This is a genomic window from Dankookia sp. P2 (assembly GCF_050632255.1).
Lineage (GTDB): Bacteria > Pseudomonadota > Alphaproteobacteria > Acetobacterales > Acetobacteraceae > Paracraurococcus.
Map to the genome: position 1 here is coordinate 5,554,680 of NZ_CP192581.1, position 23,117 is coordinate 5,577,796.

Consider the following 23,117-nt stretch of genomic DNA (forward strand, 5'->3'; position numbering starts at 1 on the left):
TCGGCGCCAAGGCTGCGTCGCGGCCGGCAGCGCGGGCCGCGAGCCTCTCGCCAACCTTCATCCCATCGACGCCCGCGGAGCACCCCGAATGACCAGCCTCGTCGCGCTGAAGCGCAGCATCAAGGCGGGCGAGACCCCGGCGGCGCGCGCCGCCTGGGCAGGCATCCAGGCCGTGCGCGGGGCGCGGGTGCCGCTGATCCGCCCGCTGCACCGGCTGCTCTACGCCGCCCACCGCACGCTCGGCGGCCTCGTCGCGCAGATCATGCGCGCGGCCTGGTGGACGCCGATGTTCCTCTCCCGCGTCGAGACCCCGGCGCCCGGGCTGCGGCTGGAAGGCGGGATGCCGCTGGTGCTTGGCCCGCTGCGGCTGCGGCTGGGGCGGGACGTGCGGCTGTCCGGCGCCTCCACCCTATCCGGCCGGCCCGGCACCCAGCCTGCGCCGCTGCTCGAGGTCGGCGACAATATCGACATCGGCTGGCAGACCACCATCGCGGTCGGCACCGTGGTGCGCTTCGGCGACAATGTCCGCCTCGCCGGGCGCAACTTCCTGGCCGGCTACCCCGGGCATCCGCTCGACCCCGCGGCGCGGGCCGCCGGCGCCCCCTGCACGGAGGCGCAGATCGGCGACATCGTGCTCGAGGACGATGTCTGGCTCGGCACCGGTGTGACGGTGCTGGGCGGCGTGACCATCGGCCGCGGCACGGTGGTGGGCGCCAACAGCGTCGTCACCCGCGACCTGCCGCCGATGGTGCTGGCCGCCGGCAATCCCTGCCGGGTGATCCGCGCCATCCCGCCCGGCGAAGCGCGGGGAGGCGTCCCGCATGGCTGACGGCGTCGCGGCAGGGCAGGGGCTGCGTGACCTGATCGTCTTCGGCGAGGATTGGGGCGCGCATCCCTCCTCGACCCAGCACCTGATCCGGCACCTGGCGCCCGGGCGCCGGGTGGTCTGGGTGAACTCGATCGGGCTGCGGCGGCCCAAGCTCTCGGTGGCCGATCTGGGCCGCGCCGCGGCCAAGCTTCGCCGCGCGCTGGCCGGCGGCGGGCCCACGGCCGCGGCGGCGCGGGAGCCTGCGCCCTTCCCGCTGGTGAATGCCCTGGCGATCCCGATGGCGGAGGGCGGACCTCGGCCGCGCCGCCAACCGCTTGCTGATCGGCCGCGCGGTGCGCGGCGCGGCGGCGGCGGCCGGGCTGCGTCGGCCGGTGGTCTGGGCCTCGCTGCCCTCGGCGGTGCAGGCGCTCGGCGCGCTCGGCGAGACGGCGGTCGTCTACTACTGCTGCGACGACTTCGGCGCGCTGGCGGGGGTGGACCACGCGCCGGCGCTGCGGATGGAGGCGGAACTCGCGGCCAGGGCCGATCTCATCCTCGCTTCCAGCCCGCTGCTGGCCGCGCGCTTCGCGCCGCCGAGGACGCACCTGTTGCCGCATGGCGTCGACTTCGCCCGTTTCGCGACGCCGGCGCCGCGCGCCGCCGACCTGCCGGAGGGCGGTCCCATCGCCGGCTTCTACGGCACGCTGGCGCCCTGGCTGGATCTCGGGCTGGTCGCCGCGGTGGCGCGCCGGCTGCCGCAATGGCGCTTCCTGCTGATCGGCCATCCGGCGACCGACCTCACGCCGCTGCAGGGCCTGCCGAACATCCTGCTGCCCGGGCCGCGGCCGCATGCGGCGCTGCCATCCTATGCGCAGCACTGGACCGCCGGGATCATCCCCTTCGTCGACAATGCGCAGATCCGTGCCAGCAACCCGCTGAAGCTGCGGGAATACCTGGCGGCCGGGCGGCCGGTCGTGAGCACGCCCTTCCCGGCGCTGCAGCCCTACCGGGCGCTGGTCACCGAGGTGGAGGGGCCGGAGGCCTTCGCCGCGGCGCTGCAGGCGACGCTGGCGGACCCGCCCGGCGCGGCCGCGGCGCGGCGCGATCCGGTGGCGGCGGAAAGCTGGGCGGCGCGGGCGGCGGAGGCGGCGGCGCTGATCGACACGCTGCCCTGAAGCAAGTTTGGAGCGGGAAGGGTACTCCCTCCCCAAACCCCACCCTTCCTCTTTGTGAGTCGGCACTCGTGTCGCGGAGAGTGCCGGACTCAGAAAAATAGATGAGGGGTCCGGGGAGAATACTTCTCCCCGGCCTTTCGCTATCCGACCACCCCCATCCGTGCCCGCAGCGGCGCCACCGCCGCATCGCCCGGCGCCACCGCCACCTGCCGGCCGCCCTGCCATTGCAGCAGCAGCGGCCGTGCCCGCTGGTTCTGCCCCTTCTCGTCGAAGCGGATGCCCCAGCCATTCGCCGTGGCGCCCTCCGCCACGTCGGTCGCCGCCAGCGCCGCCCGGATGCGCTCGCGGTCCGGCTGCGCCGCGCGCTGGATCGCATCGAAGGCGGCGCGGGCGCCGACCAGGTTGGACAGGCTGTGGCCGGAGCGCGGGTCGCTGCCGTAGCGCTTGCGATAGGCCTCGATGAAGGGCTTCACCCCGGGCGCCAGGCGGTCGTTGACCTCGGATTGCGGGACATCGACGTTCAGCGTGCCCTCGAAATCCGGGCCGACCGCATGCGCCGTATCGGTCAGGCTGTAGCCGGCGCCGGCGCCGACCAGCATGCGCGGCATCCAGCCGGCCTCCCGCATGCCGCGGTAGAGCAGCAGGATGTCGTTCTGGTAGCCGGTCTGCAGCAGCACCTCGGCACCGATCCCGCGCATCCGCTGGATCACCGGCGCCCATTCGATGCCGCGTGCCGGATAGCCGAGCTTCTCCGCCAGCGTCAGGCCGCGCGCCTTCAGCTGCGCCTCCTGTGCCGCGGCGACCGACTGGCCATAGAGGCTGTCCTCGTGCAGCACGGCAATCTTCAGCGCCTCGGCCGGCTTGCCCCAGGCGGGGGCGAGCAGGTCGGCGACCGCTTCGACGCCGAGCCGGCCGATCTCCGTCGCGCGCGGGCAAATGCGGAACAGGAAGCGGAAGCCGCGATCGGTGATCGGGTCTGCGACGGCGCCGAGCTCGACATAGGGCACGCCCTGCAGCTCGGCGGCCTGGGTCGCGGCGAAGGAGAGCGGCGAGGCACAGGTGCCGAAGACCGCCAGCGCCCGCTCCGGCCCGATCAGGCGCTTGAGCTCGGCCTGGGCCTGGGCGGCGTCGGCCGCATCGCCGCGCACCAGGCGGATCGGCTTGCCGAGCAGCCCGCCGGCGGCGTTGCGCTCCTCGGCCGCCAGCTCCAGTCCGCGGAAATGCTCGTCCCCCAGCAGCGCGAGCGGGCCGGTGAAGGGGAACAGGGCGCCGATGCGGGTGGTCTCGCCGGCCGGCTGCGCAGCGGCCCGGCCGGCCATGGCCGCCATGGCGGCGAGGCCGCCAAGCAGCGGGCGGCGGGCGGTCTTGGCCATGCCGATGCCTTCGGGGCGGGGTGGAATCGCAGGATACTCCCCGCGCTGCGGCTTGCGCGCAACCCCGCGCGCTGCTTGACGGGGCGGTATCACGCGGGGAACCTCCGCGGCCGCCGAACAACGAGGAACGCCATGCTGCCCCAGACCATGACCTATATCGACCACGGCACGGGCGGCGCGCCGGCGGTGCTGGTGCCGAAGACCGGACCGCTGCCGGAGCCCCGCGCGGACGAGGTGCTGATCCGGGTCATGGCGACGGGCGTGAACCGGCCGGACGTGGCGCAGCGCAAGGGCGAGTATCCGCCGCCCCCGGCGCCAGCCCGCTCATCGGGCTCGAGACCGCGGGCGAGGTGGTGGCGGTCGGGCCCGAAGCCGGCCCGTGGAACGTCGGCGACAAGGTCTGCGCGCTCACCAATGGCGGCGCCTATGCCGAGTACTGCACCGCCCCGCGGCGCAGTGCCTGCCCTGGCCGAAGGGCTTCGACGCCGTCCAGGCCGCGGCGCTGCCGGAGACCTTCTTCACCGTCTGGGCCAACCTCTTCGGCCATGGCCGGCTGCAGGCCGGCGAGACGGTGCTGATCCATGGCGGCACCAGCGGGATCGGCGTCACCGCCATCCAGCTGGCCAAGGCCTTCGGCGCCCGCGTCATCGCCACCGCCGGCAGCGCCGACAAATGCGCGGCGATGCAGAAGCTCGGCGCCGATGTCGCGGTGAACTACAAGGAGCAGGATTTCGTCGAGGCGGTGAAGGCGGCGACAGACGGCAAGCTGGCCGATGTGGTGCTCGACATGGTCGGGGCAGAGTATTTCAACCGCAACCTGAAGTGCCTGGCGATGGATGGCCGGCTGGTGATCATCGCCTTCCTCGGCGGGTTCGAGGTGGCGAAGGCCGACCTGCGCCCGGTGATGACCCGCCGCCTGACGGTGACCGGCAGCACCATGCGGCCGCGCACCACGGCGCAGAAGGGCGCGCTGGCGCAGGCGCTGCGCGAGAAGGCCTGGCCGCTGCTGGAGGCCGGCAAGGTCGCGCCGCCGATCTGGAAGGTCTTCCCGCTGGCCGAGGCCGCCGCGGCGCATGCGCTGATGGAGAGCAGCGCGCATATCGGCAAGATCATGCTGAAGGTGGCGGACTAGCTTGGGCACGACCGCCGCCGCGGCCGCTCCGCACCCTGACCAGGGAAGGGGGCCTCGCGGCGGGGCTGCCCTACCTGGCGGTCTCCGTCTGCCTGTTCGGCGGGGTCTGGCCGGTGACCAAGGCGGGGCTGGCGCATGCCACGCCGCTCTGGTTCGCCTTCAACCGGGCGGCAATGGCATCGGTCGCGGCGGCGCTGCTGCTGGCCCTGCTCGGCCGGCTGCGCTGGCCGGACCGGCGCGACCTCCCCTGCATCCTCGGCATCGGCCTGCTGCAGCTGGGCGGTTTCTTTGCGCTGGCGCACCTGGCGCTGGAATTCGTCCCGGCCGGGCGCACGGCCATCCTGGCGAACGTCACGATCTTCTGGCTGATCCCGCTCTCGGTCTGGGTGCTGGGCGAGCGGGTCTCGCGGCCGCAATGGTGGGCGGTGGCGGTCGGTCTCGCCGGCGTCCTGGCGCTGATGAAGCCCTGGGACCTGGCCGGCCAGGGGCCGGGCGTGCTGCCGGGCTATGCCATGCTGCTGGCCGCCAGCCTGTTCTGGAGCCTGGCGATCCTGGTGACCCGCCGCTTCCCGCCCGGCAAGCCGGTGCTCGACCTGCTGCCCTGGTGCTTCGCGCTCGGGGCGCTGCTGCTGCTGCCGCTGGCGCTGTGGCACGAGCCGGCGGGCGGCATCGGCCGGGAGTCCTGGCCGCATGCCGCCTTCATTGGCGCAGTCGCCGCACCCATCGGCACCTGGGCGACGATCGAGGCAGGGCGCAAGCTCTCGGGCATTGTCGCCTCCGTCGGCTTCCTGATGGTGCCGGCGCTCGGCGTCGCCATCTCGAGCCTCTGGCTCGGCGAGGCGCTGGGCTGGGACGTGCTGGCAGGTGGGGTGCTGATCGGGGCGAGCGTGGTGCTCGCGGCGCGTGGATAGCGCTTCCGGCGACGGCCGGAGCGGCAACCATACCGGCGTTCCGGGAATGGGTGGTGCCGGCCGGGTGCGGCAGTCCGACGCTTCCGATAAGCTTACAACGTGTTTCCGGCTGATCTCGAAACGAACGATCTTAAAACCACTCACCTGTTTCTGACCTTGTCTTGCGAGTTGAGGGCGGGAGGCCAGCCAGGGGGAGGGTACGGGCGCGGGGCGAGGGTGGAGGAACCAAGGCGTGCGTCGCAGGGCGCCGTGCCGCAGGACGACTCGGCCGGAGGCACGCCCCGGACCGTGAGGCCTATGGGGAGCGGTCATGGACTCGGGGAAGACATCCATCTCGGGCATTCGGTATCGCAACCTGTTGCTGTCCGGGCATCGGCACTGGCAGCCGGGCCTGGGGGCCGGCGCGGGCCGCGGACAACACTTTCGACGGCAGCGTGGCGATGAAGTCATCCCTGCTCGTGCAGGGCATCACGACGATGAACGGCGGCTCGGTCATCGCCACGGCCTCGCCGTCACCAGCGGGACCTCTCGTCACCGGCGCGACCTTACTGAACGGCAGGCTCACGGTGCAGGGCGGCAGCACGCGGAACGGCGGCGTGACGGTGAACGGCGACAGCGCCGTCGCAGGCAACAGCACCATTGCCGGCACGCTCCAGGCCGGCAACGGCCTCTCCGTCACCGGCGGGATCAACGCCAACAAGGGCGCCATCACGAATCTCGCCTCCTGGCTGGGCAGCACTTCGAATGCCGCCACCGTCGGTGACGTGCGGTCGCTGCTCGCCGGCGTGGTCAGCCCTTCGACCGGCAACCTCGCGCTCGGCCTCGTCGCCGGCGCCTCCGGCCTGCAGGCCGTGGCCGTCGGGTCCGCCGCGGCCGCCTCGGGCGGCGCCGCCTTCGCCGGCGGCAACCAGGCCCGGGCCAGCGGCGCGCAGGCCACCGTGCCCGGCGGGAGCGCGGTGGCGAGCAAAGCGATCTGCCTCGCCCTTGGGACCGGCAGCCTGGAAGGATACGATGGTGCAGCGCTGGCGCGACCCGATCGATGGGACGGCCTGCTTCCGCTGCATCCCGATCCCGGCGCCCCTGCTGCGGCAGCAGGGGCCGGGCCAGCCCTATGTGCAGTACGGGCCGAACGGCATTGGCTCGCTGAGCTGCTTCCACCCGACTCAGATGGCGAACCTCGTCGCCCCGTCCCGCGCGCCCGAGCCGTCGGCCCGCCCGCCGCGGCTGCCGCCGGCCGCTGACCGCGCCCGCCCCGCCTTGGGCAGGAGGCGGTCTGCGCGATAGGCTGGGGCAGCAGAGGAGGGCAGGGGCGATGCGGCTGAACGCGGTCGAGCTGGGCGAGGGGCCGCCGCTGGTGCTGCTGCACGGGCTTTTCGGCGCGGCGGGCAATTGGGGGCCATCCAGAAGCGGCTCGCGGCGCGGCGGCGGGTGATCGCGCTGGATCTCCGCAACCACGGGTCCTCCGGCCGCGCCGGCGCCATGGACTACCCGGCGATGGCGGCCGATGTGGCGGAGACGCTGGCATCGCTCGGCGCCGCTCCGGCCGCGGTGCTCGGTCACTCCATGGGCGGCAAGGTGGCGATGGCGCTGGCGCTCGAGCGGCCCGAGCGGGTCGAGCGTCTGGTCGTCGCCGACATCGCCCCGGTCACCTACCCGCCGGCGCTGCGCGGCTATGTCGCGGCGATGCAGGCGGTGCCGCTGCGGCCCGGCCTGACCCGGCGGGACGCCGATGCAGCCCTCGGCTTGGCGATCCCCGAGCCAGGCATCCGCACCTTCCTGCTGCAGAATCTGCGCTTCGGGGAGGGGCGCCAGGCTGGCGCCTCGGCCTGGAGGAGATCGCCGCGGCGATGCCGGTGATCGAGGGCTTCCCGACTTCGCCGCGCGCTACGAAGGCCCGGTGCTGGTGCTGAACGGGGAGCGGTCGGACTACGTCCGCCCGGCCTACCACGCGCGCATCCTGGCGCTGTTCCCGCGCGCCGAATTCGGCACGGTGGCGGGGTCCGGGCACTGGATCCATGCGGAGAACCCGCAGGGCTTCCTCGGGCTGCTGGAGCCTTTCCTAGCGGCGCGGTGACCCGCCGGGGCCCGCCTACAGCAGGTAGTCCAGCAGGAAATCCCGGGCGGTGAGGCAGACCGCGCCGGCAAGCTCGATCTCCCCGGTCGGCCCGGCCGGGACCACGGGCACCACATCCGCCGCCGGCGGAAGCGGCCCGAAGGGCGTCGCAGATTGCACCAGCGTGTTGCCATTCGCCAGGATCTCGGTCCGCACCTGGAGCGCGAAGCTGGCGGTGAAGGCATCCTGGCCGAGGAAGACCGGCTCGGGCAGGTTCACCGGCAGCGCCTGCTGGCGGGCGAAGGCGAAGCGCTCGGGCGAGTCGTAGCCGGTCAGGTCGATAACGTCGCGGCCCTGTTGGAAATCCAGGATCAGGTCCCGCGCGCCTTCGCCGCTTCCGGTATCGAGCAGCGAATTGGCCATGGGCAGCAGCACCGGCCGGAAGACGAAGCGGTCCGCCCCCGGCCCGCCGGTGAGCTGGTCGGCGCCGAGGTTGCCATGGAGCGTATCCGCGCCGACGCCGCCGAGGATCGTGTCCGCGCCGGACCCGCCGTCGATCGAGTCCCGTCCGGCCCCGCCCAGCAGAAGGTCGGGCCCGTCGGCCCGCGCCGCCAGCTCGGCGCCCCGGAAGGGCAGCCCGCCGGCCGACCCGGCGCCAAGGATGACGTCGTCGCCTGCGCCGCCGAGCACCGTATCGGCTCCCCAGCCGCCGACCAGGCGGTCGTCGCCGGGGCCGCCCAGGAGCAGGTTGTCGCCGTCGCCGCGCGCGCCCGCGAACAGCAGCTGCCCGCCGAACAGCGTGTCGTCGCCCGCGCCGCCCAGCAAGGTGTCGTTGCCGCCTTCGGGCAGGAAGGGGCTGAGGAAGCTTTGCGTCTCGCCGAAGAGGAGGTCGGCGCCGCGGCCGCCGAGCAGCAGGTCGGCGCCGCCGAGACCCTCGGCGGTATCGGCGCCGGCCAAGCCGCGGATGAGATCGGGCCCGTCCGTGCCCGCCAGCGAGATCGGGTCCAGGGGTGCCGGTCAGCGGGGTGACCATCCTCGCGGCCTCGTGCAGCCTGTGCAGAGGCGCTAGATTAGACCCATCTAAACTGCGGGGATCGCACGGCTGCGCGATTGCGGTGCGGCCGGTCCCCCGGCGGATGCCGCCCCGCGTCAGGCCGCCAGGTCGGCCGGCGCCCGGGCCATCGGCTGGTCCTTCGGCGGCGTGCCGCCCAGCCGCACCATGGTCACCTCCGGCGGCATGCCGAGGCGCACCGGCAGCATCGAATTGCCGATTCCGGCCGAGACCACCAGGTGCCGCCCGGCCTCCTCGATCGCGCCATAGGCGTAGCGGTTGCCGAAGCGGCTCGGCACGATGGGCGAGTAGCCGCCGATCCGCACCTGGCCGCCATGGGTATGCCCCGACAGCGTCACCGCCACCCGGCCGGGCACGGCGGGGAAGATGTCCGGCTCATGCGCCAGCAGGATCGCCGGCGCCTCGTCGGTGAAGGCACCGAGCGTCGCCGCCAGGTCGTCGGCACCGCGATAGGCGCCGCGCCGCTCGCGATAGGCCCACTGGCTGCCGAGGCCGCCGAGCCAGATCGGCCGGCCGCCATGCACCAGTCGGCGCGCCTCGTTGTGCATGACCGGCAGGCCGGCCGCGGCGAAATCCGCCGCCGCGGCGGGCAGGCCCTCGGCCCCCCGCTGGGTCGCCGCATCCTCCCACCAGTCGTGGTTGCCGAGGATCGCATGCACGCCGAGCGGCGCCTGCAGCCCCGCCAGCACCTCGGCCACCTCGCGGAAGCTGGGCCGACTGGTGACGAAGCGGTGGTCCGCGAGATAGTCGCCGAGCAGCACCATCAGGTCCGGCCGCAGCGCATTGGTCAGGGCAACGGCCCGGCCGAGGCGCGCCAGCGTGGTGTGCGGCCCGCCGCAATGCGGGTCGGCGACGAGCGCGATGCTCAGCGGCAGGTCGGCCGGCCAGCCAGCGGGGGAGAGGTGGTGCTCGACGACGCGCAGCCGCACCCTGGCTCATAGCCGAAGGCATAGCCGCCGAGGCCGAGGCCGAGCGCGCCGGCCCCGCCGGCCGAGCGCAGCAGGGTCCGCCGCTTCAGCCGCGCCCGCCAGCCCGTCCCGCCGGGTCCCCGCGCCGCAGGCTCGCGCAATCCGCGAGCGAAGGCCGCCACATCACCGTCCATGCCAAACCCCGCCTGGCCCTGTCCGCATCGCTTGCCATCCAGGCTGGCAAGCTTCGCGCCACGCCGGGCCTGGCCGGGGTGGTGACGCATCGCGGTTGGGCGAACTGCCGATTCCCGCCCGGGGCGGCCTTGGCGCCGCGTCCCGGGTCGGGGTCCCCATATGCACCGCGGTCTGCTGCCGGAATCCGAATGGAACGAATTCGGCCAGACCGGGTGCCCGGGGCCGTCCGCCTTCTACAGGAGACGCCGGGGCAGGGCTACGGAAAGCGGCAGCCGGTGCTGCGGCGGCGGCCTGCCTGGGATACCTTCGCCGCATGGCTCGCCGCGGCGCCCTCAGGCCAGCACGCATCCGCCTTCGGCCAAAGGCCGGAAGGCTTCCTCCGGCGGGGTGGTGGCGACCAGCCGGTAGTAGTCGAAGGGCTGCTTCGAGTCCTCCGGCCGCTTCACCTCGAACAGGTAGGCGGGGTGCAGCTTGCGGCCGTCGGCGCGGATGCTGCCCCGGCCGAAGCAGTCGTCGTCGGTCGGCATCGCCTTCATCCGCGCCACGGTGTCGCGGCCGCTGAGCTTCGCCTGGGCCGCGCCCATGTCGGCGCAGGCCTTCAGGTAGTGCAGGGTGGCGGCATAGCCGCCGGCATTCATCTGGTTCGGGCAGAAGGCGCCGGTCTTGCCCTTCATGCGGCCCCAGAAGGCGCGCGTCCGGTCGTTCAGGTCCCAGTAGAAGCTCTCGGTCAACCGCAGGCCCTGCGCCACGGGCAGGCCCATGGTGTGGATGTCGGTCAGGTAGGCGAGCATCAGCGCCACCTTCATGCCGCGCTTCGGCAGGCCGAATTCCTGCGCCTGCTTAACCGAGTTCACCGTATCCGTCCCGGCATTCGCCAGACCCAGCACCTTGGCGCCGCTGGCCTGCGCCTGCAGCAACTGCGCGGAGAAGTCGGTGGTCTGCGGGAAGGGGTAGCGCACCGCGCCGAGCACCTTGCCGCCGGCCTGGCTGATGAACTGCGTCGCCTGGCCTTCGATCATGTGGCCGAAGGCATAGTCGGCGGTGATGAAGAACCAGCTGTCCCCGCCGCTCCTTCACCATGGCCTGGCTGGTCGCCTTGGCCAGCATGTAGGTGTCGTAGGTCCAGTGCACCGTGTTCGGCGTGCACTGCGCCCCGGTCAGCGCGGCGGTGGAGGCGCCGGAGGCGAGGAAGACCTTGTCCTTCTCCTTCGCCACCCCGGCCACCGCCAACCCGACCGCAGAGTTGTTGGCATCCACCACCGCGTCCACGCCGCGCTGGTCGAACCACTGGCGGACGGTGTTGGCCCCGACATCGGTCTTGTTCTGGTGGTCGGCCTGGACGATCTCGACCTTGAGGCCGGGATGGGCCGCCATCGCCTCCGCCACCGCCTGCTGCACGCAGGCCAGCGTGGTCGGGCCCGACCAGTCGCGGTAGGGGCCGGAGAAGTCGGACAGCACGCCGATGCGGATCACCGGCGCGGATTGCGCGCGCCCGCGTCCAGCCGGCAGGGCGGCGAGGCCGGCGCCGCCGACTAGCGCGCGGCGGGTGAGGAGTGGCTGCATGGACGATCTCCGGACGGCTTGTTGTTCTGCCGCCGAGCATGCGGGAGCGGCCTGGAATTGGGAACCATCCGGGCGCAGGATCGAACGGTGGAGAAACAGCGCATGCAACTCGACTGGGGCGCGTTGGCGCTGAGGCGTGGCCTGCCCACCGCCGGCGTGGCGGTAGAAATCGAAGGCGCCGCTTTCGCTGCCGACGCCATGCCGCCCGGCTATGCCCTGCTGCTGCCGGAGGCCGCCTGCTGCGCCGGTTGCTGGCCGGACCCGGCGACGACGGTCGAGGTGATCTTCGCCGGCGCCGCGCCTTCCGGCCCCGGGCCGCACCGCATCGCCGGCCTCTGGCAGCCGCTGCCGGCAGACGACCCCGCCGGCTGGCGCTGGCGGATCCGCGATGCCCGGCCCCTGGCCGGCCGCGCTGCCGCGCCCTGGCTACGGCGCCGCGCGCTGCTGGGTGCGGTGCCGCTGCTCTGCGCCGCCGCCACCGCTGGCTGTGCCGATGCCGCGGGGCCCTCGGCCGCGGCCCGCGCCCTGGTGGCGGAAGCGAGGCCGATGGACCTGCACAGCCATGCCGGCAGGGTCATCCTGCCCCGCGTCCAGCTGCGGCCGCTCGAGCCCGTGGCGGTGCCGATGCGCGAGGGTGGGATGCGACTGATCGCGCTGGCCATGGTGGCCGACACGCCGACCACCACCGTCACGGCGGACCGGCGGATCGAAGCCTATCGCGCGCCGGCGCCGGGCGAGCTCTACGACCACTCGAAGGCGGCCTTCGCCCGGCTCGAATCGCTGGTCTCGCGCCAGGGCCTCTCGGTCGTCGCCGACCAGGCCGGGCTGCGCGCCGCGCTGGCGCCGGAGGCCGGCCCCGCGGTCGTCGTCGCCTCGGAAGGCGCCGACTGGCTTGAAGGGCGGCTGGAGCGGCTGGAGGAGGCCTGCCGCCTGCACCGGCTGCGCCATCTGCAGCTGGTGCATTACCGGGTGAACGAGCTGGGCGACATCCAGACCGCAGCGCCGGTGCATGAGGGGCTGACGGAGTTCGGCGCCGAGGTCGTGCGCGACTGCAACCGGCGCGGCGTGGTGGTCGATGTCGCGCATGGCACCTTCTGGCTGGTCAGGCGCGCGGCGGAGGTGACGACGCGGCCGCTGGTGCTGTCGCATACCGGGCTGTCCGGCCGGCCTTCGCTTCGCAGTCGTTGGGTGACGCCGGAGCATGCGCGGCTGGTCGCCGGGACGGGCGGGGTGGTCGGGGTCTGGCCGCTGGTCGGGGCGGAGGCGCCGACCTTGCGGAACTACGCGTTGTCGATCGCCCGCATGGTGGATGCGATCGGTATCGACCATGTCGGCATCGGCAGCGACATGCTGGGGCTGCTCGGCACCCCTGCCTTCGGCGACTACCGGGAGACGCCGGCGCTGGCCGAGGCGCTGCTGGCGCAAGGCTTCTCGGCGGTGGACGCGGCGAAGATCCTGGGCGGGAACTATGCGCGGGTGCTCGCGGCGGTGCTCCCGGCGTAGGAAGGTCGGGGAGGGAAAGGGTATTCCTCCCCGAACCCCACCCTTCCCCTTTGTAGGTTGGATGCCGCCGCGCGGCGGGTGCCAGACTCAGAGAAATAGATGAGGGGTTCGGGGAGAATACTTTCTCCCCGGCCTTTACTGCGGCTTGAATGTGCTCCGCTTCGCCGCATCCGCCGCCCGCCACAGGTACCAGGCGGCGATGCTGCGCCAGGGCGCCCAGGCCTCGCCGATCGCCGCCAGCGCCTTGGGCTTCGGTTGTTCGTCGAGGCCCGCCGCGACCTTCCAGCCCTCGCGCACGCCGAAATCGTCGACCGGCAGGATGTCGGGACGGCCGAGGGTGAAGATCAGCAGCATCTCCACCGTCCAGCGGCCGACGCCGCGGATCGCCACCAGCCGCTCGATCAGCGCCGCGTCGTCCAGCCGCGCGCAGCCCGCCCGCGTCGGCACCAGGCCGCCGGCCGCCTTCTCGGCGATGTCGCGGATGGCGGCGACCTTCGAGCCGGAGAAGCCGCAGGCACGCATGACCTCGACCTCCATCGCCAGCACCGCCTCGGGCGGCGGAAAGTCATGGCCGGGATGGTGCGCCAGGAAGCGGCCGAGGATCGCCTCCGCCGCGCGGCCATGCACCTGCTGGTGGGCGATGGCGCGGACCAGCGCCTCGTAGGGCTCGCGCTCCACCGCCTCCAGCGTGCAGGGGCCGATAGTCTTGATGACCTTCTTCAGCACCGGGTCGCGGCGCAGGTGGCGTTCCGCCTTGGCCCAGGGCCCGGTCTTCGCCGGCGGGGCGCCGGTGCCGACAAGCTCGACCATCAGTCCACCGTCACGCCGGCATCGCGCGACATCCGCAGCCAGGCGGACTGCTCGCGCTCCAGCCAGGCCTCGAGTTCGGCCGGCGGCACCAGCAGCGGATCGACATAGGCGGCGCGCAGCTTGGCCTGGGTGGCCGCGTCCATCGCCTCGGCGAAGGCCTGGCGAAGCCGCGCCACGACCGGCTCCGGCGCGCGGCGATGCACCAGCAGCGTGTTCCAGACCGAGACCGCGTAGCCCGCGATGCCGGCCTCGGCGATGGTCGGCACCTCAGGCAGCGCCGAGGCGCGCGTGGCGGTGCTGACGCCCAGGCCCCGGAAGGTCCCGGCGCGGATCTGCTGGGTCGAGGTCGCCGTGGTGTCGAACAGGAAGTCTACCTCGGCCGCCAGCAGCGCCGCGACTGCGGGGAGGAGCCGCGATAGGGAACGTGCGTCGCCTCGAAGCCGCCGAGGCGCTGCAGCAGCGCGGCGCAGAGATGCGAGGAGCTGCCGTTGCCGACCGAGGCGAAGACCAGCCCGCCCTTCTTCCCGCGTGCCACGAGCTTCTTCACCGAGCCGACGTCGAGCCGCTTCGGATTGACGGACAGCACGTTCGCCATGTCGTTGATCGTGCCGAGCGGCAGGAAGTCGCGCTGCAGGTCGACGCCGGATTTCGCATAGAGCAGCGGGTTCACGCCGTACATCGCGGCGGTGCCGACCAGCAGCGTGTAGCCGTCCGGCTCCGCCGCGCTCGCCGCCTGGGCGCCGATATTGCCGCCGGCGCCGGCACGGTTCTCGACGATCACCGGCTGGCCGAGGCGCTGGCCGAGCGGCTCGGCCAGGATGCGGCCGACGATGTCGGTGACGCCGCCCGGCGGGTAGGAGACGACGAGGCGCAGCGGCCGGTCGGGGAAGGGCGCCTGGGCCAGGGCAGGGGCGGCAAGCAGCGCGGCGGCGGCGGCGCCGAGGGTGGCGCGGCGGGTATGCATCGGGGTTATTTCCTGCCTGGACGTTACCCGCGGCGTAGCAAGCGCCGTCTAGCGCAGCAACAGCAGCGTCCCGGCCCAGCCGAGGCCGAGCACGATCAGCAGGGAGGGCGCCAGCAGCCGCCAGAGCTGCGCCGGCCGCGTGCCGTCCGCCAGCAGGCCGCAGACCAGGGCGGTGACGCCGAGGCTGGCCTGCACGCTGGCGGCGCCAGCGAAGTTCTGGACCGCCGGGGCGAGTATTGGCGGCAGGCCAGCGGCGGCACCCAGCGCCGCCTGCACCGGCATCAACGCGGCATTGGAGCCGACATTGCTGCCCGTCACCACGCCCGAGAGCAGCGCGATCGGCGCGACGGCCAGCGGCGCGAGCGGGCCGAGCGCCGCGGCCGCCGCTTCGGCCAGACCCGCGGCGGCGCCGCTGCCGGCCAGCAGCCGGCCGAGCAGGACATAGAGCAGCAGGGCCACCGCCGGCCGCCTTGCCCGCAGCAGGGCCGCACGTGCCCGGGCCTGGCCGTCCGCCCGGGTCAGCAGCAGCCCCGCCGCGACCAGCCAGAGCACGACGGCGACATGGGTGAGGGGCAGGCCGGGATAGTCGGGGAAGGGGTGCCAGGCTGGCGCGCCGGGCCAGAGCCGCGCCGCCAGAAGGCAGGCCAGCAGCAGCAGGTAGGGCGCCGCCCGGCCGAGCGCGGCGCCTGGGTCGCGCGGCGGGTCGGCCCGCCACAAGGCCCAGAGCATCACCGGGCCGGAGGCCAGGATCCCGGCAAGCTCGAAGGGCGCCCAGGCGGCGCAGGCCAGCAGCAGCCCGGCCAGCGTCGCCAGCATGGCGACCTGCGCGACGCGCTCCCGCCCCGGCACCGGCAGGCCGGCCCGCGCCTGCAGCGACCAGAGCAGCGGCGCCAGCAGCAGCAGCCAGGCCGCGGTCGCCCAGGCGGCGGCCATCGACAGCGCCTGCGCCGGGAGGCCGGTGAGCGCGGCCCCGAGCGCGGTGCCGGGGCCCAGCCCGCCCCAGGGCACCATCACCAGCGCCTGCAAGGCGAGCGCCCCGCCGCCGCGCCGCCGATCCCCATCCGCCGCAGTGCCGAGAGGGCGAAGACCGTCCCCACCGCGAAGCCGGTGCAACTCTCGAGGAAGACGCCCATCGGCAGGGTGGCGGCGAAGACCCTGGCCGGGCTGGGGGCGAGCGGCGCGGCCTCGGCCTCCCGCGTCGCCGCGGCGTGGAACAGCAGCCCGCCGGCGACGACCGCCACCGGCTGCAGCCCGAGGAAGAGGCCGCGCGCCGCCTGCTCCGCCAGGAATCCGGGCAGCGCGGCGGCATCGGGCAGCGCGGCCAGCACCGCCGGCAGCGCCGCCAGCAGCGCGACGAGGCAGGCGCCGATCGGGCTGGCCCGGCCACTGCCGAGCAGGCCGAGCAGCAGGACCAGCGGCAGCGCCTGGAGCAGCAGCGTCAACGGCTTGCGCCGCCCGGCGCGGCGGGGGAGGGTCGCCGCCGATGATCGACCTCTACGCCGCCTATGGCAGCAATCTCTGGCACGCGCAGATGCAGTTGCGCTGCCCCGGCGCCGCCGTCGATTCCGCGGTCCTGCTGCCCGGTTGGCGGCTGACGGTGCGGAATTCGCCCTGGTCGAGCCCGACCCGGCGGCCAGCTGCCCGGTCGGCCTCTGGCGGGTGACGCCCGCGCATCTCGAATCGCTCGACCGATACGAAGGGCCGCATACCTATGCGCGGCGGCAGATCGGGCTGCCGGATGGGAGGCGTGCCTGGATCTACCTGGAGATGGTCCACCGCCCCGGCCCACCGGCACCCGAATATGTCGAGCGGCTGCGGCGCGGCTATGCCGATTTCGGCTTCGATGCCGCCCCGCTGGAGGCGGCGCTGGCCGGCGGCTGAACCGCGCCCCGCCCGTCCCGGAATCGGCCTTCGCTGTCGCATGCGCCTGAGGCTGCGGCAGCCCCCGCATGCGGCAAGCCGGGGCGCGGCGTGCCGGCCGCGATCCCGGCGCATGGCTGAAGGGTGACTTGCCTTGCCCCTGCCCGGGAGACATAGCGGGTGCGGATGCGCCGCGGCCGGGCGGCGCCGCAAGGACCCGCATGGACGACGACAGCGCGCCGCTGATCCTGACCCTCGGCCTGGATGCCGAGATGCAGGCCTGGCTGGAATCGATGCGCCGGGCGCATTTCCCGCCGGCGCGCAACCTGGTGCCGGCGCATGTCACGCTGTTCCACGCCCTGCCGGGGAGCATGCGGCGGAGATCCAGGCGGTGCTGGCCAGCGAGGCCGCGGTGCTGCCGCCCTCGCGGGTCCGGGTCGGTCCGGCCCGCTCGCTCGGCCGTGGCGTGGCGCTCGAGATCGGCGCGCCGGTGGTGGCAGCGCTGCGCGAGCGGCTGGCGGAACGCTGGCGCCCCTGGCTAACCGCGCAGGACCGGCAGCGCTGGCGGCCGCATGCGACGGTGCAGAACAAGGTCTCGCCGGACCAGGCCAGGGCGCTGCTGCTCAGCCTCGAGGCGCTGATGCCCACGCCGCGCGAGGCGCAGGCCGAGACGCTGCTGCTCTGGCGCTACCGCGGCGGGCCATGGGAGGCGGTGGAGCGCATTCCCTTCACCGCCGAGGCCTATCCGCGCGAGGTCATCGTCTGAGCCTCACGCCACCTGCAGCAGCCCGGCCAGCAGCTTCGCGCGGGGGACCAGGCTGTCGAGCAGCAGGTGCTCCTCCAGCGTATGCCCGCCGGCGCCCTGAACGCCGAGCCCGTCCAGCGTCGGGATGCCCATCGCGCCGGTGAAGTTGCCGTCCGAGCCGCCGCCGGCGCTCTGGTGGGCGATGTCGAAGCCGATCGCCTGCGCCACGCGGCGCGCGGTGCCATACAGCGCCAGGCCGCGTTCGTCCGGCTCCCAGACCGGGCGGGTCACGCCGCGGGTCACGGTCAGTTGCACGTCGTTGCCGGTCGGCCGCAGCGACAGCATCTTCTCGACCGCGGCGTCGAGGTCGGCCTGCCGCTTGGCCATCGACAGGCTCTCGGCATCGCAATAGGTGGCGACGCAGTTCACCCACTCTCCGCCATGGATGACGCCGATCGAGTAGGTCACGTCATCGGTGGTCAGCGCCTCGATCGCCACGACCTGGCGGCACATCTCGCGGATCGCGCTGCGTCCATCCGCCAGCCGCGCCCCGGCATGGCTCGGCTTGCCGGTGGTGCGCAGGTTAAAGCGGGCGATGGCGTAGCGGCCGGTGACGACGCCGCCATCCGGCCGCGCCGGCTCCGGCACCAGCACCACGGCGTGCCGCGCGGCCTCGGCCTCGATCAGGTCGCGCGTGCTCGGGCTGCCGATCTCCTCGTCGCTGGTCAGCAGCACGGTGACCGGCCGGCTCGTCGTGATCCCGGCCTTGATCAGCTGGCGGATCGCCTCGATGGCGATGTAGTTGCCGCCCTTCATGTCGTAGACCCCGGGGCCGTAGAGCCGGTTCCCCTCGCGGCGGAAGGGCAGGGGCTCCAGCGTGCCGACCGGGTGCACGGTGTCCATGTGGCCCATCACCAGGATGCCGGGCGCCTGCGCGTTCGGGTGAGGGAAGGTGGCGCGGACGCAGTCGCCGAGGCCCATGCGGCCGGGGATGGTCTCGACCCGGGCGCCGAGCAGCGCCAGGTCGCGGGCGGCGATCGCCATCATGCGGTTCACCGCCACCGCATCGAAGGTCGGGCTTTCGCATTCGACCCAGGTGCGCAGGCCGGGGATCATCGCCTCGGCGTCGAAGGGCAGGTCGAGGGCGGGGGCGTCCATGGGGCTCTCCGGGCTGGTCGGGCCAAGCCTCTCCCGTGGCGGCGAAGGCGACAAGGGGGGCGAGGCAGGCGGCGCGGCTTCCCTTCGCCCGCCCGCCGGCTGCTAGGATGCCAAACATGAACCCATCCCCCGCCTCACCCCCCAGGCCGGCCCGTCGGTCTGGACCGGTGCCACCCTCAGCCCGGCCGACTGGATGGTGCCGATCGGCGCCGGGGCGATGGCGGAGCTGGAACTGGCGCTGATCGCGCTCGCCGGGCGCGCTCCGGCCGGGCCGGCCGACGCCGTGCTGCCGCGGCTGGCACCGGTGCTGCGCGAGGTGGCTGAACGGCTGGAGCATGGCCGCGGCTTCGTGCTGCTGCGCGGCCTCGACCTTGCCCGCATCGGCGGCCCGGCGATCGAGGCGGCGCTGCTGGTGCTCGGCGTGCATCTCGGCACCGCCCTGCCGCAGGACAGTGCGGGCGCGCTGGTCGGCCGGCTGGCCGGGCCGGGCGCCGAAATGGATGAGCCGGTCCGCTTCCATGCCGATCCGGCGGATGCCGTGGCGCTGCTCTGCCTGCGCCAGCCGCGCGCTGGCGGGCGGGTCACGCTGGTTTCGGCGCCCGCCCTGCACAATGCGCTGCTGAAGGCCGACCGCGCCGCGCTGGCCGCCCTGCATGGCGGGCTGCCGCATCGCAACGGTGGCGGCGAGGCCCTGCTGCTGCCGGTCTTCAGCACCAGCAGCGGCAGCTTCGTCGGCCGCTACGACCGCGAGGCGATGCAGGAGGCGGCGCTGGAGCCGGCGCAGCAGGCGGCGCTCGCCGCGCTCGATGCGGCCGCCGCCGCGCCGGGCCAGGCCCTGTCGCTCGCGCTGCATGCGGGCGACATCCTTTTCCTCAACCCGCATCTGGTCTGGAAGCAGGTGGTCGCGGGGGCGGCGCCGGCGGCGGACGAGGCCTCGCGCGAGATTGCTGCGGCTCTGGCTCTCGACGCCCGGCTCGCGCGCGCTGCCCGAGAGCTTCGGCGCGGTCTTCGGCACCACTGCGGCCGGCGCGCCGCGCGGCGGGGTGGCCGCCGCGCATGGGCTGGTCGGCGGCTGAGGGCGCACGGCCGCGCCTGGCCGCGGCGACATCGCGCCGCGGCAGGGCCGGATTCACGCCCGGCGGCGATCCGTTGCGGCCTGCGGTCGCCAAAGCCGCCGGCGGATGCGAAATCCCGGGCCGCCCGAGGCCCGGCCTGGATGGGACCGACGACGATGCGCTTGCTGGTGGCGAATGCGAACACGACCGAGGCGATCACCGAGCTCTGCGCCGCCTCGGCGCGCGGCGCCGCGGCCCCGGGCACCGAGATCGTCCCGGCCACGCCGCGCTTCGGCCCGGCGGTGATCGCGACGCGGGCCGAGAGCGCCATCGCCGCGCATGGGCTGCTCTCGCTCCTGGCGGAACATGCGGGACAGGTGGACGGCGTGCTGCTTGCGGTCTCGCACGACACCGCGCTGGAGGGGCGCGGCAGCTGCTGCCCTGCCCGGTGGTCGGGATGACCGAGGCCGCCTGCTTCGCCGCCTGCCTGCTCGGCGGCCGCTTCGGTCTGGTGACCATGGGCAGCACCGATGTCTACCGCGAGCGCATCGCCCAGCATGGCCTCGCCGCGCGCCTGGCCGGGCTGCGCGGCATCGCGCTGACGCCGCAGGATGCGGTGCGCGACCCGGAGGCGGTCGCCGTGCTGATGGATGCCGCCATCGCCGAGGTGGTGGCGGAAGGCGCCGATACGGTGGTGCTGGGCGGCGCCGCGCTGGCCGGCATGGGGCCGCGGCTGCAGCGGAAGGCGCAGGTGCCGCTGCTCGACGGCATCGCCTGCGGCGTCAAGCTGCTGGAGATGCTGGTGGCGCTGAAGCCGCCGAAGCCGACCGCCGGCAGCTACGCAGCCCCGCGCGGGCGGGAGATGGTCGGCATCGACCCGGCCCTGGCGGCGCTGCTGCGCGGCGGCTGAGACTGGCCTTTCCCGGCGGGCGAGGCCAAGGTCGATGCGCAAGCGCCGGTCCGGAGTTGCCGTGTGATTCGCCGTGTTTTCCTCGGGCTGGCCGCGCTGGTCGCGCTGCTCGCCGTGCTGGCCGCGGGTGGCCTGCTGCTGCTCGGCCGCCTCGACCTCGCCGGCTTCGCCGCGGCGCGCGCCGAGGCCGCGCTCGGCCGCCGCGTGACGATCGGCTCGCTGCATGCTGACTCCCGGCCGCTGGCTGCGGATCGAGGTCGCCGGCCTGCGCATCGCCAATCTCGAGGGCGGCAGCCGGCCCGAGATGGTCGAGCTCGGGCGTGCCAGCGCCGAGGTCGAGCTGGCTTCCCTGCTGCATGGCCCGCCGGTGCTGCGCGCCGTCGTGGTGGACGGCCTCTCGGTGCTGCTGGAACGCACCGCCGACCGCACCCGCAATTGGCGCTTCGGCGCGCCGAAGCCGGCGCGCGAGGGGCCGGAGGACCGCTCCGGCCTGCCGACCTTGCTCGACGCCACGCTCCGCGACAGCGCGCTGCTGTTCCGCACCAGCAGCGGCCATGTGCTGACGACGCGCCTGCAGGATGCGACGATCCGCGCCGAGGGCGACCAGGCGCCGCTGCTGCTGCGCGCCGCCGGGACCTACAACGACGTGCCCGTCGCGCTCGCGGCGACGCTCGAGCCGATCGCCATGCTGCGCGACGCGGCGCGCCCCTTCGGCACCAGGCTGCACCTCGCCTCGGGCGACACGACGCTGGCCTTTGAAGGCACCATGACGGACCCGCTCGACGTCGATGGCGCCGACGGCAACGCGGTGCTCCGGGCGCCGACGCCGGCGGCGATCCTGGCGCTCGCCGGGGCGTCCGATGTCGAGCTCGACGCCTCGCTCGAACTCGCCGGCCGGCTCGAGCGGCACGGCGATGTCTGGCGCCTCTCGGCGGCCAAGGGCCACCTGGCGGGGGAAGCGGTGACGGTGCGCCTGGCGCAGTTCACCGAGGGCCAGACCGGCAGGCCCGATGCCGTCGCCATCGACCTCGGCTTCGGCCGGCTCGACCTCAACAGGCGGCTCGCGGCCGGCAAGCGCGCCGGCGCGGCGGAGGCCGACCTGCCGCTGACCGTCAGCGCCGCGCCTGACCCGCTGGTGGCGGCGAAGCTCAGCATCGAGGAGCTGGTCTATTCGAAGCTGCAGGCGCGCGACGTGGTCTTCGAGGGGTCTCTGATGCCGGGCCGCATCGCGGTGGAGAGCTTCGGCCTGACCACCAGCGGCGCCCGGGTGGTCGCCTCGGGCCAGGTGGACCGCAGGGGGAGGGCGGCGCCGTCGCCGCCGAGGTGCGGCTGCTGGATGGCGACCTCGACACCATGCGCCGCGCCTTCGGACTGCGCGACCTGCCGCTGTCCGGCCGGCTGAACGGCTGGGTGGCGATGGCGGCGGAGGGCGCGACGCTGAACGCCGCCGCGGCCGGCGCGCGGGTCTCGGCCGTGGTCGCCATGCAGGGTGGCCGCATCGCGCGGGAGGTGATCGAGACCGCCTCGATCGACCTGCGCCTGCTGTTCCGCAGCGCCCAGGGCACCACGCCGGTGTCATGTTTGCTCGGGATGCTGGAGATGCGCGCCGGGGTGGGGGAGGTCGCGCCGCTCCGCATCCGCTCGGCCGAGGGCACCATCGCCGGCACTGCCAGCTTCGACCTGAACCGCCGGCAGGTGGACCTGGTCGCCGGCAGCGTCCGCAGCACCACGGATTTCTGGGCGCTCGACATCCCGGTGCGGGTCTCCGGCAGCTTCGCCTCGCCCAGCATCCGCCCGGCGCGCTGGTCGGCCGATGGCCGGGCGCGGCTGGCGGCGGCGGACAACGTCGCGCCGCTGCCGGCCCGGCTGCGCGACTTCGCCAGGGCGAACCCCTGCTATCAGGCCGCGGCTACTCCAGCTTCGCCCCCGAGAGCTTCACCACCTCGGACCACTTCGCGTTCTCGGAGGCGATGAAGCGGCCGAATTCCTCCGGCCCGAGCGGCCGAGGCGCGCTGCCGATCTCCTTCAGCTTCGCCTGCACCGGGGCCTCGGACAACGCCTGGAGCGTGGCGCGGGCGACGGACTCGACCACCGGCTTCGGCGTCCTCGACGGCGCCTGCAGGCCGAACCAGGCCACCGCCTCGAAGCCCTTCAAGCCGAGCGTGGCGCCGGCCTCGGCGACGGTCGGCACCTCGGGCGCGGTGAACCAGCGGTCCTTCGAGGTGACCGCCAGCAGCCGCAGGGCGCCCGACTTCAGGTGCGGCAGGTAGGCCGGCAGGTTGTCGATGGCGACCTGCAGCCGGCCCGCCAGGATCTCCGGGATGACGCCGCCGGTGCCGCGATAGGGCACGTGCTGCAGGTCGATGCCGGCGCGGTACTTCAGCAGCTCCCCGCAGAGATGGCCGGAGGTGCCGTTGCCCGGCGTGCCGTAGTTCAGCCCGCCCGGGTCGCCCTTGGCCAGGGCGATCAGCTCGGCCAGGCTCTGCGCCGGGACCTTGGCATCGACGATGACGCCGTTCGCCACCTCGTTCACCAGCGCGACCGGCGCCAGGTCCTTTTGCGGGTCGAAGGGCATCTTCGCATAGAGGAACTGGTTGATGCTGGCGGTGCCGATGGTGCCCATCAGCAGCGTATGGCCGTCGGGCTCGGCCTTGGCGACAGCATCGGCGCCGATGTTGCCGCCGGCCCCGGCGCGGTTGTCCACAACCATCGGCTGGCCGAGCAGCTCGCCCAGCCGTTCGGCGATGACGCGGGCGGTGACGTCGGTCGCGCCGCCGGCCTGGAAGGGCACGATCAGCCGCATCGGCCGGCTGGGCCAGGGGGATTGGGCCAGGGCGGGCGCGGCGAGGAATGGGGCGGCGGCCAGGATGGCGCGGCGGGTGATGCTCATGCGGCGGCGGGTTACGCCCCGCCAGCCGGACA

The 23,117-nt window shown here is 73.9% G+C and carries 25 protein-coding genes and 2 pseudogenes; 15 read left to right on the forward strand and 12 right to left on the reverse strand.

Annotation, left to right across the window (positions count from 1 at the left end; translation table 11 throughout):
- Positions 1–88: 88 nt before the first annotated feature.
- Both ACQ86J_RS33015 and ACQ86J_RS33020 read left to right on the forward strand, forming a co-directional pair.
- The gene (locus tag ACQ86J_RS33015; protein ID WP_431268828.1) at positions 89–829 is read left to right on the forward strand and encodes a hypothetical protein; all 741 of its coding nucleotides are present in this window, start codon (positions 89–91) and stop codon (positions 827–829) included.
- Positions 830–1,143: 314 nt separating this feature from the next.
- Entirely contained in the window at positions 1,144–1,983 is an 840-nt protein-coding gene (locus tag ACQ86J_RS33020) for a glycosyltransferase (RefSeq protein ID WP_431268829.1), read from the forward strand.
- 140 nt (positions 1,984–2,123) lie between these two features.
- On the opposite strand, the gene ACQ86J_RS33025 is transcribed toward ACQ86J_RS33020, so the two are convergent.
- Positions 2,124–3,356, reverse strand: coding sequence for an ABC transporter substrate-binding protein (locus ACQ86J_RS33025; protein WP_431268830.1), 1,233 nt, complete (start codon positions 3,354–3,356; stop codon positions 2,124–2,126).
- A 132-nt stretch (positions 3,357–3,488) separates the two neighbouring features.
- Here ACQ86J_RS33025 and ACQ86J_RS33030 point away from each other — a divergent pair.
- The 5 genes and pseudogenes from ACQ86J_RS33030 (at position 3,489) to ACQ86J_RS33050 (ending at position 7,473) form a co-directional block, all read left to right on the forward strand.
- Positions 3,489–4,488, forward strand: a pseudogene (locus tag ACQ86J_RS33030) (NAD(P)H-quinone oxidoreductase).
- Between the two features lie 113 nt (positions 4,489–4,601).
- Positions 4,602–5,399: a DMT family transporter gene (locus ACQ86J_RS33035; RefSeq protein ID WP_431268831.1), complete on the forward strand. Its 798-nt coding sequence runs from the start codon at positions 4,602–4,604 to the stop codon at positions 5,397–5,399.
- Between the two features lie 440 nt (positions 5,400–5,839).
- On the forward strand, positions 5,840–6,640 hold the full coding sequence (locus ACQ86J_RS33040; protein WP_431268832.1) for a hypothetical protein: 801 nt from the start codon (positions 5,840–5,842) through the stop codon (positions 6,638–6,640).
- Positions 6,641–6,788: 148 nt separating this feature from the next.
- Positions 6,789–7,256 (forward strand): alpha/beta fold hydrolase, encoded by a 468-nt coding sequence (locus ACQ86J_RS33045; RefSeq protein WP_431268833.1) that lies wholly within the window; start codon positions 6,789–6,791, stop codon positions 7,254–7,256.
- Positions 7,257–7,296: 40 nt separating this feature from the next.
- A complete protein-coding gene (locus ACQ86J_RS33050; protein WP_431268834.1) occupies positions 7,297–7,473 on the forward strand; it encodes a hypothetical protein in 177 nt (58 codons plus the stop codon).
- Between the two features lie 15 nt (positions 7,474–7,488).
- Here the strand turns inward: ACQ86J_RS33050 and ACQ86J_RS33055 are convergent, their stop codons facing one another.
- From ACQ86J_RS33055 to ACQ86J_RS33070, 4 genes and pseudogenes are all read right to left on the reverse strand, one after another.
- Complete coding sequence (locus ACQ86J_RS33055) at positions 7,489–8,409, reverse strand: calcium-binding protein (protein WP_431268835.1); 921 nt, start codon at positions 8,407–8,409, stop codon at positions 7,489–7,491.
- 192 nt (positions 8,410–8,601) lie between these two features.
- Entirely contained in the window at positions 8,602–9,453 is an 852-nt protein-coding gene (locus ACQ86J_RS33060) for a metallophosphoesterase (RefSeq protein WP_431268836.1), read from the reverse strand.
- Positions 9,390–9,626: a hypothetical protein gene (locus ACQ86J_RS33065; RefSeq protein ID WP_431268837.1), complete on the reverse strand. Its 237-nt coding sequence runs from the start codon at positions 9,624–9,626 to the stop codon at positions 9,390–9,392. Before ACQ86J_RS33065 ends, ACQ86J_RS33060 begins: the two co-directional genes overlap by 64 nt.
- A gap of 333 nt (positions 9,627–9,959) precedes the next feature.
- Positions 9,960–11,190: pseudogene (locus ACQ86J_RS33070) on the reverse strand (ABC transporter substrate-binding protein).
- Between the two features lie 102 nt (positions 11,191–11,292).
- Here ACQ86J_RS33070 and ACQ86J_RS33075 point away from each other — a divergent pair.
- A complete protein-coding gene (locus tag ACQ86J_RS33075; RefSeq protein WP_431268838.1) occupies positions 11,293–12,693 on the forward strand; it encodes a dipeptidase in 1,401 nt (466 codons plus the stop codon).
- Between the two features lie 135 nt (positions 12,694–12,828).
- Here ACQ86J_RS33075 and ACQ86J_RS33080 read toward each other — a convergent pair whose 3' ends face one another.
- From ACQ86J_RS33080 to ACQ86J_RS33100, 5 genes are read right to left on the reverse strand one after another with little or no spacing between them, the layout of a single operon-like run.
- Entirely contained in the window at positions 12,829–13,503 is a 675-nt protein-coding gene (locus ACQ86J_RS33080) for a DNA-3-methyladenine glycosylase family protein (protein WP_431268839.1), read from the reverse strand.
- Entirely contained in the window at positions 13,503–13,973 is a 471-nt protein-coding gene (locus ACQ86J_RS33085; protein WP_431272621.1) for a Bug family tripartite tricarboxylate transporter substrate binding protein, read from the reverse strand. Before ACQ86J_RS33085 ends, ACQ86J_RS33080 begins: the two co-directional genes overlap by 1 nt.
- Complete coding sequence (locus tag ACQ86J_RS33090) at positions 13,874–14,467, reverse strand: Bug family tripartite tricarboxylate transporter substrate binding protein (protein WP_431268840.1); 594 nt, start codon at positions 14,465–14,467, stop codon at positions 13,874–13,876. The genes ACQ86J_RS33085 and ACQ86J_RS33090 overlap by 100 nt, the downstream gene beginning before the upstream one ends.
- 48 nt (positions 14,468–14,515) lie before the next feature.
- A complete protein-coding gene (locus ACQ86J_RS33095) occupies positions 14,516–15,493 on the reverse strand; it encodes a hypothetical protein (RefSeq protein WP_431268841.1) in 978 nt (325 codons plus the stop codon).
- A complete protein-coding gene (locus ACQ86J_RS33100; protein ID WP_431268842.1) occupies positions 15,478–15,909 on the reverse strand; it encodes a hypothetical protein in 432 nt (143 codons plus the stop codon). Before ACQ86J_RS33100 ends, ACQ86J_RS33095 begins: the two co-directional genes overlap by 16 nt.
- Before the next feature lie 41 nt (positions 15,910–15,950).
- Here ACQ86J_RS33100 and ACQ86J_RS33105 point away from each other — a divergent pair, with 41 nt between their 5' ends.
- The 3 genes from ACQ86J_RS33105 (at position 15,951) to ACQ86J_RS33115 (ending at position 17,093) form a co-directional block, all read left to right on the forward strand.
- Positions 15,951–16,130, forward strand: coding sequence for a hypothetical protein (locus ACQ86J_RS33105; RefSeq protein WP_431268843.1), 180 nt, complete (start codon positions 15,951–15,953; stop codon positions 16,128–16,130).
- The gene (locus ACQ86J_RS33110) at positions 16,127–16,348 is read left to right on the forward strand and encodes a hypothetical protein (protein WP_431268844.1); all 222 of its coding nucleotides are present in this window, start codon (positions 16,127–16,129) and stop codon (positions 16,346–16,348) included. The genes ACQ86J_RS33105 and ACQ86J_RS33110 overlap by 4 nt, the downstream gene beginning before the upstream one ends.
- A 370-nt stretch (positions 16,349–16,718) precedes the next feature.
- On the forward strand, positions 16,719–17,093 hold the full coding sequence (locus ACQ86J_RS33115) for a 2'-5' RNA ligase family protein (RefSeq protein WP_431268845.1): 375 nt from the start codon (positions 16,719–16,721) through the stop codon (positions 17,091–17,093).
- 3 nt (positions 17,094–17,096) lie between these two features.
- Here ACQ86J_RS33115 and ACQ86J_RS33120 read toward each other — a convergent pair whose 3' ends face one another.
- Positions 17,097–18,230: a M20/M25/M40 family metallo-hydrolase gene (locus tag ACQ86J_RS33120; protein ID WP_431268846.1), complete on the reverse strand. Its 1,134-nt coding sequence runs from the start codon at positions 18,228–18,230 to the stop codon at positions 17,097–17,099.
- A gap of 193 nt (positions 18,231–18,423) precedes the next feature.
- On the opposite strand from ACQ86J_RS33120, the gene ACQ86J_RS33125 reads away from it, so the two are divergent.
- From ACQ86J_RS33125 to ACQ86J_RS33140, 4 genes are all read left to right on the forward strand, one after another.
- Positions 18,424–19,746, forward strand: coding sequence for a TauD/TfdA family dioxygenase (locus ACQ86J_RS33125; RefSeq protein WP_431268847.1), 1,323 nt, complete (start codon positions 18,424–18,426; stop codon positions 19,744–19,746).
- Positions 19,743–20,195, forward strand: coding sequence for an aspartate/glutamate racemase family protein (locus ACQ86J_RS33130; RefSeq protein WP_431272622.1), 453 nt, complete (start codon positions 19,743–19,745; stop codon positions 20,193–20,195). The genes ACQ86J_RS33125 and ACQ86J_RS33130 overlap by 4 nt, the downstream gene beginning before the upstream one ends.
- Positions 20,196–20,418: 223 nt before the next feature.
- Complete coding sequence (locus ACQ86J_RS33135) at positions 20,419–21,597, forward strand: AsmA family protein (protein WP_431268848.1); 1,179 nt, start codon at positions 20,419–20,421, stop codon at positions 21,595–21,597.
- Entirely contained in the window at positions 21,519–22,169 is a 651-nt protein-coding gene (locus ACQ86J_RS33140; protein WP_431268849.1) for a hypothetical protein, read from the forward strand. Before ACQ86J_RS33135 ends, ACQ86J_RS33140 begins: the two co-directional genes overlap by 79 nt.
- On the opposite strand, the gene ACQ86J_RS33145 is transcribed toward ACQ86J_RS33140, so the two are convergent.
- Positions 22,105–23,085, reverse strand: a complete 981-nt coding sequence (locus tag ACQ86J_RS33145) for a Bug family tripartite tricarboxylate transporter substrate binding protein (protein ID WP_431268850.1) — start codon at positions 23,083–23,085, stop codon at positions 22,105–22,107. The genes ACQ86J_RS33140 and ACQ86J_RS33145 overlap by 65 nt on opposite strands.
- Between the last annotated feature and the right edge of the window lie 32 nt (positions 23,086–23,117).

Coding starts and splice junctions, on each gene's coding strand:
- ACQ86J_RS33015 (WP_431268828.1), top strand. CDS start 89: ATGACCAGCCTCGTCGCGCTGAAGCGCAGCATCAAGGCGGGCGAGACC.
- ACQ86J_RS33025 (WP_431268830.1), bottom strand. CDS start 3,356: ATGGCCAAGACCGCCCGCCGCCCGCTGCTTGGCGGCCTCGCCGCCATG.
- ACQ86J_RS33040 (WP_431268832.1), top strand. CDS start 5,840: ATGAAGTCATCCCTGCTCGTGCAGGGCATCACGACGATGAACGGCGGC.
- ACQ86J_RS33065 (WP_431268837.1), bottom strand. CDS start 9,626: ATGGACGGTGATGTGGCGGCCTTCGCTCGCGGATTGCGCGAGCCTGCG.
- ACQ86J_RS33075 (WP_431268838.1), top strand. CDS start 11,293: ATGCAACTCGACTGGGGCGCGTTGGCGCTGAGGCGTGGCCTGCCCACC.
- ACQ86J_RS33080 (WP_431268839.1), bottom strand. CDS start 13,503: ATGGTCGAGCTTGTCGGCACCGGCGCCCCGCCGGCGAAGACCGGGCCC.
- ACQ86J_RS33090 (WP_431268840.1), bottom strand. CDS start 14,467: ATGCATACCCGCCGCGCCACCCTCGGCGCCGCCGCCGCCGCGCTGCTT.
- ACQ86J_RS33105 (WP_431268843.1), top strand. CDS start 15,951: ATGATCGACCTCTACGCCGCCTATGGCAGCAATCTCTGGCACGCGCAG.
- ACQ86J_RS33120 (WP_431268846.1), bottom strand. CDS start 18,230: ATGGACGCCCCCGCCCTCGACCTGCCCTTCGACGCCGAGGCGATGATC.
- ACQ86J_RS33125 (WP_431268847.1), top strand. CDS start 18,424: ATGGTGCCGATCGGCGCCGGGGCGATGGCGGAGCTGGAACTGGCGCTG.
- ACQ86J_RS33130 (WP_431272622.1), top strand. CDS start 19,743: ATGACCGAGGCCGCCTGCTTCGCCGCCTGCCTGCTCGGCGGCCGCTTC.
- ACQ86J_RS33135 (WP_431268848.1), top strand. CDS start 20,419: ATGCTGACTCCCGGCCGCTGGCTGCGGATCGAGGTCGCCGGCCTGCGC.
- ACQ86J_RS33145 (WP_431268850.1), bottom strand. CDS start 23,085: ATGAGCATCACCCGCCGCGCCATCCTGGCCGCCGCCCCATTCCTCGCC.